General features: G+C 47.6%; 7 protein-coding genes. 1 reads left to right on the top strand and 6 read right to left on the bottom strand.

Annotated elements, in window-relative coordinates:
- Nucleotides 1-892: 892 nt before the first annotated feature.
- The 6 genes from P5674_RS20620 to P5674_RS20595 all read right to left on the bottom strand — a co-directional run bounded on the left by P5674_RS20620 (nt 893) and on the right by P5674_RS20595 (nt 2,892).
- Nucleotides 893-1,342, bottom strand: a complete 450-nt coding sequence (locus P5674_RS20620; RefSeq protein WP_014277048.1) for a type II toxin-antitoxin system VapC family toxin — start codon at nt 1,340-1,342, stop codon at nt 893-895.
- 31 nt (nt 1,343-1,373) lie between these two features.
- Nucleotides 1,374-1,532, bottom strand: a complete 159-nt coding sequence (locus P5674_RS20615) for a hypothetical protein (RefSeq protein WP_014277049.1) — start codon at nt 1,530-1,532, stop codon at nt 1,374-1,376.
- A gap of 144 nt (nt 1,533-1,676) precedes the next feature.
- Nucleotides 1,677-1,886 (bottom strand): twitching motility protein PilT, encoded by a 210-nt coding sequence (locus P5674_RS20610; protein ID WP_081471253.1) that lies wholly within the window; start codon nt 1,884-1,886, stop codon nt 1,677-1,679.
- Nucleotides 1,887-1,919: 33 nt separating this feature from the next.
- Entirely contained in the window at nt 1,920-2,060 is a 141-nt protein-coding gene (locus P5674_RS20605; protein WP_008056147.1) for a hypothetical protein, read from the bottom strand.
- A gap of 81 nt (nt 2,061-2,141) precedes the next feature.
- Nucleotides 2,142-2,390 (bottom strand): hypothetical protein, encoded by a 249-nt coding sequence (locus P5674_RS20600; RefSeq protein WP_006616228.1) that lies wholly within the window; start codon nt 2,388-2,390, stop codon nt 2,142-2,144.
- 55 nt (nt 2,391-2,445) lie between these two features.
- Nucleotides 2,446-2,892: a hypothetical protein gene (locus P5674_RS20595; protein WP_152088385.1), complete on the bottom strand. Its 447-nt coding sequence runs from the start codon at nt 2,890-2,892 to the stop codon at nt 2,446-2,448.
- A gap of 636 nt (nt 2,893-3,528) precedes the next feature.
- Between P5674_RS20595 and P5674_RS20590 the strand changes: the two genes are divergently transcribed.
- Nucleotides 3,529-10,560 carry a LamG domain-containing protein gene (locus tag P5674_RS20590; protein WP_006616945.1) on the top strand — a complete coding sequence of 2,344 codons (7,032 nt, stop codon included), beginning with the start codon at nt 3,529-3,531 and terminating at the stop codon, nt 10,558-10,560.
- The last annotated feature ends 360 nt before the right edge of the window (nt 10,561-10,920 follow it).

Raw genomic sequence — 10,920 nt, 5'->3', positions numbered from 1 at the left:
ACCGGGTAGTTATTTCGGGCATTTAAGCCCTATTTCATACCCGAACGTCTCGCACCATCCGCTTACACTTATCACTACTGATTACCTCGACCAGATAATCAGAGCCTTAGAGGGATTACAACGTTCCGTTTATATGGGCATTCCATCTTTAGATTTGTCCTCTCCACCGGGGTACTTTTAAAGGTCTGTGTAGGTAGTTGCAAAAGTCCCCTACTATTCCCCTTACTCTTTTGATCGCAGCGTATAAAAACTTATTGCGCTACTAAATATTTACGATGGTTCAAGCCGGACATTCGGTTTCCCTAATCATGGATGGTTGGCAGTGGTCGCTTTTGGTAGTAGGTTCTACTTCACGCCTTCCGTTCCCCGCTTCAATCCCAGAGTTGTGATTCCCGAAACTGGGGGTGGCTATCGCCTTTACCCTCAACATACTTTGTAACAAATTGTTAGGATTTATTACAAAGTATGTTGACCTGGGGTTCCCTGCCTGGTTTTGGTATCTTGTGATACAAAACGTCGGGACATATAAACAGTTATGGGGATGGTCAGAAACGAGTTGTCTTGTATTCAACCAAGGGGTTGAAGTCCCCACTAGGAGGTTATTTCGGGCATCTCAGCCCTATTGAACTCCTAAACGTCTCGCACTTTGCTGATATTTTAGCGAATTTGAGAACTTGGGGTGAGGGTTCGGAAACCGGGTTTCTGGGTGGCTGCTTAAATCTCCCCTAACCAGGTTTCAATGGCGGACATCAGATTCGGTTGATTGGGGGGAAAGGCCTTTTAACGGCGCTTCTAGGGGGTCGTCCGTGAGGAAGGCGATCGCTTCTACCGAGACGCTTCGCGATCGCTATTTCCCCCGTCAGACAAAAGGCGATGATTCTGGGTGGGTTGATTAACGGTGACTCGGAGCGATCGCCTCAATTTGGGAACACCAAGAAAAGTCCTTGATATTAAACGTGTAGATGCTGTTCACTTCATGGGCTAACACGATCCAAATATGCAGTAAATCAAAAACTCCTCCATTGGTTACAGGTCTTTCTGCCAATAAACCAATCCAACCTTCAAACAGCTCCACCGGAGTTGAAAGTAAGCAGATATGGGGCATCTGACAAATCCGGTTAATGCGGATAATTGCTTCCGTTGGCTGTAAAGGCGTGGCTAAAATAGCGGGATTAGTAATATAGGAGTAAAATTCCGCTAAAACCTGCGATGAGACACACAAAATTTCCCTTTCGGTCGGTCTAAATATTTCTAAGGCGGCTTGATGTTGAGGGGCTTTGGTATTAGCAACATAAGCCAGGATGTTCATATCCAGATAAATTCGTTTAGCTTCCCCTGCCATAAAGCATCGTCCGATTAAAGGGTGGGAGAATTTAGCTCTCAAAAAACCAGGAATGCCGGTCTAATTCCGAGAGATTTTCTGGGGCTGATTGGTTCTGCTGTTGATTGATAGTTTTAAATATTTCTATCATTAGATAAATTTGCTCGATTGGTTTTGGGGTTAGTCCGGTGATATCAAGAGTTTGAGTCATTTTTTCGTCGTGGGCTAGGGGTTGCTGACATTCTAGCTAATTTTGCTGCCCAGGGTCAAAAACCTAGTTTCTTTGCTGCTTAAATCTCCTCTAAACCGGTTTCAATGGCGGATATCAGATTCGGTTGATTGGGGGGAAACCTTTTTACCGAATCACTCGAAATTCGAGGTTGAGATTTAGCTGACTCCATTGGCGGTCTGCGGTGATTACGGGTTGATTGAGAACAAGACCCAAGCCTAGACAAGCACGATAGCCTAGGGATAAGCCTAGAGGTTTAGTGATGGTTCGTAGCATACCAGCAATATGAGCTTGCGGTTTATCAAAGGGAACAATTTTTAAGTTCAAGTCGGACAAAATTTACCAAATCTCCGGTTCTGAGATGCCAATTTATGCCAATTTAGCAATAACTTCCGATAAATTAATGGTGCTAATCGTTGCATTGTCAATCAAGTCTGTTATTTGTTCACTCCCGCTTTCTTGATTGAGAAATGCTAATATGGCAGAGGCATCCATGATTACATTACTCATGGATATAGCAATCCTAAATCAGTTGTGGAAGACCCTCACCCCCAACCCCTCTCCCAGAACGGGAGAGGGGAGAAGAAGATGTTATAAATCATTTAGGACTGCTATAGACTCGTGACGGCGTTCTTGAATCAGTTCCTCTGTTAGGTTGCGATTTTTCCCATATTTTTTGACTATTTTTTGAGGCTGGGTGAGGGGGCTGGTGGAGTCAGTTATTAGTGGGCGATCGCCTTGTTTCTGCTGGTGATTAATAGTTTTAAAGGTTTCTATCATCTTTTGAATTGGCTCGATTGGTTCTGGGGTGAGTCCGTTGATATCAAGAGTTTGAGTCATTTTTGAGTTGGGGGCTAGGGGTTGTTGACATTTTAGCTAGTTTTGCCGCTAAGGGTCAGAAAGTGGGTTCTTGAATCCTCCAATCTCCCCTAACCCGGTTTCGATTCTCCTGGGTCAACGCTTCCGGAAGCCCGATATCAGATTCGCGCTTATTGGGGGGAAGCCTTTTAATGGTGCTTCTAGGGGGTCCTCGCTGTTTAAAGCTATGGCGATTACCCCCGTCAGTGTTTGGCAAAAGGCGATTCTCCTGGGTCAACGCTTCGCGATTCTCCTGTGGAGACCCTTCGCGATCGCTTCTGGGGTGGGTTTCGTCGGGGTGGAAAATGTTTCGCCGCCGAAGAGGATGGCGCGGTGGGGGAGGAGGTGGGGCGCGTTTTAGGGTTTTGATGTGGCGATCGCCGATCAACTGTTGCGGCGGCGCAGGCGAGTCATAGCCAGGGCTCCGACCCCCAAACTGATCGCCAGGGTGGGTTCGACCGGCAGGTTGCGTTTCCCAATTCACCACTTGAATTGGGTAAGCCAGAGCCGATTTGAGGCGGTTTGCTGCAGCCCGTGAGGGTGAAGGGTTCGGTCACGTCGCCAATCCACAGGTAGTCCGCGCCCCATCCGTCGGTGGGATTCTCGAAGGCGGAGCGATCGCCCACCGCCACGACGACCCTTACCGGTTGTCCACCACCAGGCTCATCCCAAAACATCCGTAAATTATCGGTTAAAATTAGGCTAATGAGTCCGAGTTTATTAAGAGTTTAAATATATCCATAAACCGGCTGCCCCTGATGTCCAGGTAATTTCAATTCTCGATGGCCTGACGGAGCTGTGGCCGCTTTTCTGCGGGCAGCTCCATGACTTTATTAAAAAAATAAAAAGAATCGACTTCCTGCCATCGCTTGAAGGCTAAGGTATTAAAAAATTATCCGATAGTTTCTCGTCCCATTTGCGGGTGCAGTAACCGACAGAACGACTAGGATTCACTCTTTTTTTTGAAGGGGGATGGTTTTTTTCGTTAGTCCCAGCCCCAAACTGGCATCAGGGAAAATGTGATCAGCATCGTGACAACTGCAAGGGGAGCGATCGGGCCGGGAAGCGGCGATCGTGTCCTTGGCTAACAATGTAGAATCTCTCAACAAAACAGGAACTTATGTACCTAAAACAAGACAAACTCCAACATATTAGTACAATTACCCATGAGGGTAAGGTTGTTGTCTTTGGCACTGATAGCAGCGGTAAGATTTTCTATACGGTGAAGCAGGATGGTTTTGAAGATAGTTACCTAAATACCCCTGCTGACCAAAGAACCGGTTGGGAAACTTGGCAAACCCTAGAGTTTCCGAATGAGGCGGATGATCAATCGGTGATTGAGCAGGAGAAGGCTGAACTCACCTACCAGAATGATCCGAGTCGATATTTGCTAAGGTCTCGCTACTCGACCCAAGGCATGACCGCCGTTGCTCCCGTCCAGGTGATTGCTGCCCTGGATCATCTCTATGTGTTCCGCCAATCCACGAGTAATACCCTGTTGGTTGATCGCTTTGTTCTGGACGGCATGACCAACAAGCTAAATCGGAAACTGGAAGTCCGGTTTAAGCGGAGTCGGCAAAAGCACACTCCGACCAAAACTATGACCATGGGCAGCAATGGCCTCAGCAACGTCGATACCCTCGACTTCCGAGATGCCAATGGCAATTTATTTTATGAACCCACAACGGAACTTTGCTTAGTCAACAACCTGCACAAAGGTTGGTTTTCTGTGGTAGTAGTGCCTACTATTGAAAATGATGTTCATCGGTGGCATATTTTTGCCTACAACAGCCAAAGTGAAAAAGTTGAATTAACGACCCTTCGCGCTTCCAAGGAAGGACTCTTTGACCTCAAAGACTACACTATTTATGAAGAAGTCGAAGAGACCTTAGTGCCGAAGAAAATTCCAGGGGTGATTCAGCGAACCCTGGATATTGATGGGGTCTCTATCACCAATGGCCTGTCAGCGACCAAGTATGATCTCCAGCAGGAACAGGAAACCCAATCTGGGGATACCCAACTGCTGCGAAGTGCCACTAAACTCATGGTCGCGATTCCTACTGATAAAGGGGCAGCGGCTCTGAGCTTTGCCATTGCTGGAGATGGCACCCTATCTGAAATTGATGAAACTCCTGAACGGACTATTGCCCGCAGTCGTCAGCGGGAAATCTTGTTGCCCCTCAATACCCTAGACGAAGTCAAAGCCCTCGCAGATTCAACGCCCCCACCCCAGGGGGTGATCCGTGGATTGGCCCTGGGTACTGATGCTGATGATGCCGAAGACCTGGTGAAGGTGTCTACCGAAGGAGACGCTGGCGAACTGACCAATGGTGATCTGGTAAAGATTATGGGCACCCAGGATCTGGGTGGGCTCTATGGTGCTCAGAAGATTGACGACCATACCTTTGAGATTGAACTACCGAATGCCGCCGATAATCTAGGGTATTGGGAAAAAGAAGACCTAGAGGAAGCGGGCTTGATTTTCGATGGCATGATTGCCGCCTATGAGAAAACCGCTGACGGCAAGCTGCGCGTTACCTGTGACTACCACGGTCTTGAAAATGGAGATGAGGTGCAAATCATTGGCACCGAAAACTATGACAATACCTATCCGGTGCAGCCCGTTGATGATAATCACTTTGTCATTGAGCGGCGGTGGGCCAAGGCGGAAGCTGTCAACATCAAGGTCATCTCTCGCAAACGGCGTGGCATTGTGCTGGATGGCGTAAACGACTATATTGAAATTGCCAACCCCTTTGCTAAAAACAAAAACTTCACTATTTCTGCTTGGATAAAGCCGATGCAGATCAATACTGGGGCAACTCAAGCTGTGATGGGCAATGATCTATGGCAACCATCGTTGTGGATTACACCTGACAACGGTGGCTTACACTACATGGCGTTTGCTGCTCCCAACCAAGAGTCTGTCTTGAGCGGCACCTTCAACAACTTCTTTGATCAGGCAGAGACTTGGGTTCATATAGCCTGGGTAAAAGATGACAACAGATTCAAGTTCTATAAAAATGGTGTGGAATTTGCTGTTGTTGAGAATGTACCGGAAAAGCTTTACAGTGATCCATCCAGCAATTATCAGTTCGGAAAAGTAGGCCAAGACTTTTTCTCTGGGCATCTGGCCGAGGTACGGATCTGGTCGCTGCCCCAAAGTGCTGAAACCATCAAAAATAATATGTACCTGCAACTGCGGGGCAAAGAGGTGGGCTTGGAAGGGTATTGGCGCTTGGGTGGCATTGCCGAAGGCAAAGTGAGTGACTTCGCTATCCACGGCAATGAGGGTACCGTTTATGGCGATCCCTACGTCAGTGCGGCTACCCTCAGCCGCAAACTGGCTAGTGGAGCCAATGCAGTTAAATACAGCAATTCTGACCTGTTTGCCGTCAGCCAACGCGCCACCTATGAAGAAAGCTTTGAGTTCAAGGTCAATGCTTCAAAACCAGTGACGCTAGCAGATCTCAACAATGCCGATGGCCGTGGCCAGGACACTAAACTCTTTACCTTCTCCCACTGGGGTAAAACCAGCCGCAGCGCCAACGATACCATTGCGGTCTCGGCAGTGCAAGATGAGTTTGAAGATCTGGGGAACGGCTGGTATCGGGCTTCTTGTACCCTAACGATTCCCGATGAGATCAGTCTGCTGCGCTCCTTCGAAATTGCGAAGGTACAAGGTAACTGGAATTCCTTGGAAATTCGCAAGCACCACATTCGTCTGTTGTCTGATTCGATTACATCGGCAAAGTATGTCGATGATATGGCTTTAAAAATGTTGGCAGATGATCAAGCTGATTCGATGGCAAATTTGAAAGATCTGAAGCGAAAAGAAATGCAAGAAATAACGCTAAAAAATGAAAAACAGGAGCTAGAAGAAAAACTGGCAGGGCTTAAAGATCTTGAACTAATCAGAAGACGAGTTAATGAATTGATTGTCGAAATTCAAGACCTTGAAATTCAAGAAAAGAATTGCAAATCGAATTATGATTATGAAGTGAATAATCCTTTTAATTATGTATGCCATATCCAAACGACATACAACGGTTGGTTCTGTCACTATGATTATAGTGGCTCCTTTCCAACCATAAGAATGTACCCTTCGAGTTCTGGTGCTGGTGGTAAATGGAAATTCAACAAGATAAGTCAAGAATATTACACAATTCAGACGACATACAACGGCTGGTTTTGTCACTATGATTATAGTGGCTCATTTCCAACTGTAAGAATGTACTCCTCGAGTTCTGGCGCTGGTGGAAAATGGCAGCTAAACAAGGTGGATCAAAAATATCATACAATTCAGACGACATACAACGGTTGGTTCTGGAACTATGATTATAGTGGTTCATTCCCAACCACGAGAATGAAGCCTTCGAGTTCTAATCCATGGCAACTTGTCAAGACGGAAGAGCAAGTCAATGATGAGATAGAAAAATCTCGACAAGCATGGCAAAAGATCACTGAACTGCTTAAGCAAAAGAGAGATCTATTGTATGTAAGCAGGCAAATTTTAAGTGCTGGTGATCAAGAAAAAGAAGCATGGGAAAAACGATTGGATCAGGTGATTTCTCTGCTGACCCAATTGCAAATAGAGATAAATACTCTGAACACAGACTTTCTTAAGTTCATCAGTAATTCTCATGTGAAGCCCCAGGTAATGCCTGAAGTTGCCAAAGACGACAATGACTTAGTGACTCAAGGAGCACTGCTCGGATTTTTGCAGCCAGCGAGTCGGCTTCATGCCCTAGAAACTTGTGAAGGGAACGTCCAACTGAGTTACTTCGATACCCAAGGGCGGATGCGACAGACTAACTACGATGCCACCGCTGATAGTCGGAATGCCGCCTTTGAACAATGGGTTCCTGATGCCTACCGAGCTTGCCTCAACTTCAATCTTAGCAAGAGCGTCTTGACCTTAAATACGGCATTGCCCCTACCTATGGACTGGAGCATGGAGGCTTGGTTTGTCTATCCCTTGCCTGAAAAATTGGAATGGAATACCTTAAGTCGTTCAGACAGTGAGCACCATGTTTTAGTAAAAGATGGCAAACAGTTAGGTATCTACTTACGAGATGGCATTCAAGAACAGAGATTCTTTGACTGTGGCTTCAATTTAGATCAGCTCTCTCCAGGTTGGCATCACCTGACCGCAGTCGCTAAAGGGGATACCACTCTGTTCTACATTGATGGTCAAAAGGTTGGTGACACTAAAGCGAAGGCTCTAGCCGATGCCCAGGAAAGTTTGACAAAAACACCTAATGATTCTGCTGCACAGCAGAAGGTGGAAGCCATCAAGAAGGCAATTCTCAAAGTGGTTGGTGTTATTCGCACTATTGGTAATGCACCTGGGGGACAACCCTTTGGCAAGCTTTCCGAAGTTCGCATTTGGGGTGATGCCCTCAGTGAAGAGGAAATTAATATCAATAGCAAAACTTTACTCAGTGGTAATGAACCAGGATTACTAGCCTACTACCCCATGAGTGAAGCGACGGGCGTAGAAGTCCGCGATCATTCTGGCAACAGTAACAATGGCACGATATCTAGTGCTAGTTGGTGGGCTTCCACGGTACCCATTGGTAATCTGGGAAATACTGTGATGCAATTCGATGGCGTGAACGACCACATCACCTTGCCTGAGATGAATATTAACTACTCAGAAGGGTTCAGTTTAGAAGTGTGGGTGTGTCATAAGAGTCTCAAGAGCTGGTCAAGAATCATTGATTTTGGTAATGGATCCGGTGCAGATAATATTCTGCTAGCTAATTCAGCCAAAACCAATACCCTAGTGTTTGCTGTCAATCGAGGCTCTTCTGTTCAGGAAAGAATCGAAGTTGCAGATATCTTGATACCTGGAGAATGGACGCATCTTGCTGCAACTATTGACGCTTCCGGCAATGCCAAAGTCTATAAGGATGGTCAGCTCCTCCGCTCAGGAACTTGTCACTTGCCGAATAGCATCAATCGCAAAAATAATTACATTGGGCGCAGTAACTGGTCTGTTGATGAATACTTAGATGCTCAAGTTTCCGATCTTCGGATCTGGAACGTTGCCCGCACCCAGAAAGACATTCAGGCAGACATGAATACCCGACTCGGCGGCAAGGAACCTAATTTGGTTGCTTACTACCCACTGAATGAAGTCAAGCTGGAAGGCAACACTCGCAAGGTGCAAGATCTAGCGGGCAACCGTCATGGCACTGTCCACGAAGCCTTAACCACGCAGGATAATACCCTGCCCATTGGCGGCGATGCCTTAGTCTCTGCGGAGTACAGCACCGTTACCTTGGAACCCGCCACCAAGCGCAAGGTGGCGATCATGCGGCGCTTCCTGGGTGCGCCCACCACCAATGGGGCCACGCTGCTACCCGATAAGCGAATTGAAACCCTAGAACTGAAGTGGATTGGTAACGCCCAGTTTGCCCCGACCCTGCTGGGGTACATTGAAGGCCCGCCTCCCGTTCCCAGCGAGAATTTGACCATCGAAGAAGACTACAACGGTGCCACCTCGGTGGAACTCACCATGTCGGAAGACGTAGACTTTAGCTGGAACCGCGCCCAAGATAGCGGATTAGGTGCAGCGGCAGAGATTTTTGCCGGGGCAGAGACAGAGGCATCTGCTGGTCTTTTCGTCAGTGCAAGAATCGCCACCATGCGAGCCGGATTCAAAGGCAACTTTGACTTCAGCTACCAGTTCTTAAACGAGAGCAACATCACCTCCAGTTCTTCCCTCAGCTTGACCGACAAACTGGAACTGCGGGGCACCCCTGAGGTAACTCCCCACTTTCCCCACTTGGGCACCCGTTTTATCCCCAAGAATATCGGCTATGCCCTGGTGGTCTCGGCCATCTCCGATGTGTTTGTGACCCGCCTAGCCCGCAGCGGCAAGATGGTGGGCTACCAAGTGCGCCCTGTGGAAGGTCTGCCGCCGGATGTGAATACTATCACCTTCTTGATGAACCCGGCCTACACCATGAACGGCAGCCTAGATGGCATGACCGGCAGTAGTGCCACCAGCGATCGCTTCTTCAAACATGTTCCCGAAATGCGATCGCAGTATGGCTCCCTCTATCCGGCTAGTTATTACCGATTGAAAGAAGCCTACGACCTAAAGGAGCAGATCGAAGCAGAGGACAAGCGGCGAGAATCGTACTTCTCTAACTTCAATGTGCGCCTCTTGGATGAAACCTCCCTAAATCGGAACATTGACAGCGGCCCAGCACCTAGCACGATTGGTGTTAATCGAGAGGAAGATAAACCTGCCACCGAAATGACCGAGGAGGAGAAGAAGGCTGCCGATGCGGCGAAACAGCAAAATCTCCAAGCCAATGCCAATGCCAATGTGGATAAACAGAGTCAGGCTACCCAAGCCAAACAAGCGGAGATTCAGAGCAAAATCACTGACCAAGAGAAACGAGTGCAAGCCACAGAAAGCTTTGCTGGTTGGCAGAGACGAATGGAAGATCTACAGATTCGTGCTGCTAAACGCAACATTGTCAACACCTATGTCTGGGATGCCGATGGTGGACTGCGCTCAGAACAACAAAGCTTTGCCAACACAGTTGAACATACCATCGGTGGTTCATTTACGATGAATGCAGCCTTGGGGGCGGAAGCCAAATTTGGGGCCATGGCGACCGCAGAGCTAACCGCCCAGGCGACGGTAAACTTGACCCAAACGATGACCAAAACTGAAGCTCGTAGTAAAGGTTTTGAGCTAACGGTAGACCTCGGTGGATTAGAGTACAAGGGCATCACCGACTACAACGATCAGCCTATCCTGCCTGGAGAAAAAGTAGACCGCTATCGGTTTATGAGCTTCTACCTGGAAGGCAGCACCGATCACTTCCAAGACTTCTTCAACTATGTGGTTGATCCCGAATGGCTACGCAGCAACGACGAAGAAGCGCGGGCACTGCGCCAGACCCAGGCGGGCAAACCTAACAAGGCGTGGCGGGTGCTGCACCGCGTCACCTATGTGGAACGTCCAGCTTTGATGGGCTTTGGTCGGGACGTGCGTAAATTGCGGGTGGCGGCTGAAGTTTCAGAAAATCAAGCACTGTTGGATAAGATTGCCAAATTGGAGGATAAAAACCAAAAACTTGAGGAAAAACTGGATACTATCCTCGGCTTGTTGAAAGAGCAGAAATAGTCGATCATTAGATCATTAAAAGGAGGGGAAATAATTTCCTCTCCTTTTTTGATTGAGGGCGATCGCCGGATGATTTGGAAATTTTGGTTGGATCGAATCATATCAAATCCAGTTAAATATAGCAATGAGCGATCGTGTGGTTACAGATTCGGGACTAGGGACTCGGTATTAGGGAGTCGGGAGTCGGATCGAGCGTTTTTACAATTAAGGTCTGTGACGACTCCAGCGCTCACTGCTATACCCAGACAAAAACGGGTCTGATACCCGTTTTATAGCCTATAACCCCTATTCTACCGCCATTCTAATGCACTCAAAAGCGATCGCATTATTAGGAGTTAGTGCAAAATGAGTGCAAGTACA

This window comes from Limnospira sp. PMC 289.06 (assembly GCF_032350395.1).
Taxonomy (GTDB): Bacteria; Cyanobacteriota; Cyanobacteriia; order Cyanobacteriales; family Microcoleaceae; genus Limnospira; species Limnospira platensis.
The sequence above is the reverse complement of the archived record's forward strand: the minus strand, read 5'-3'. Positions and strand labels throughout refer to the sequence as shown.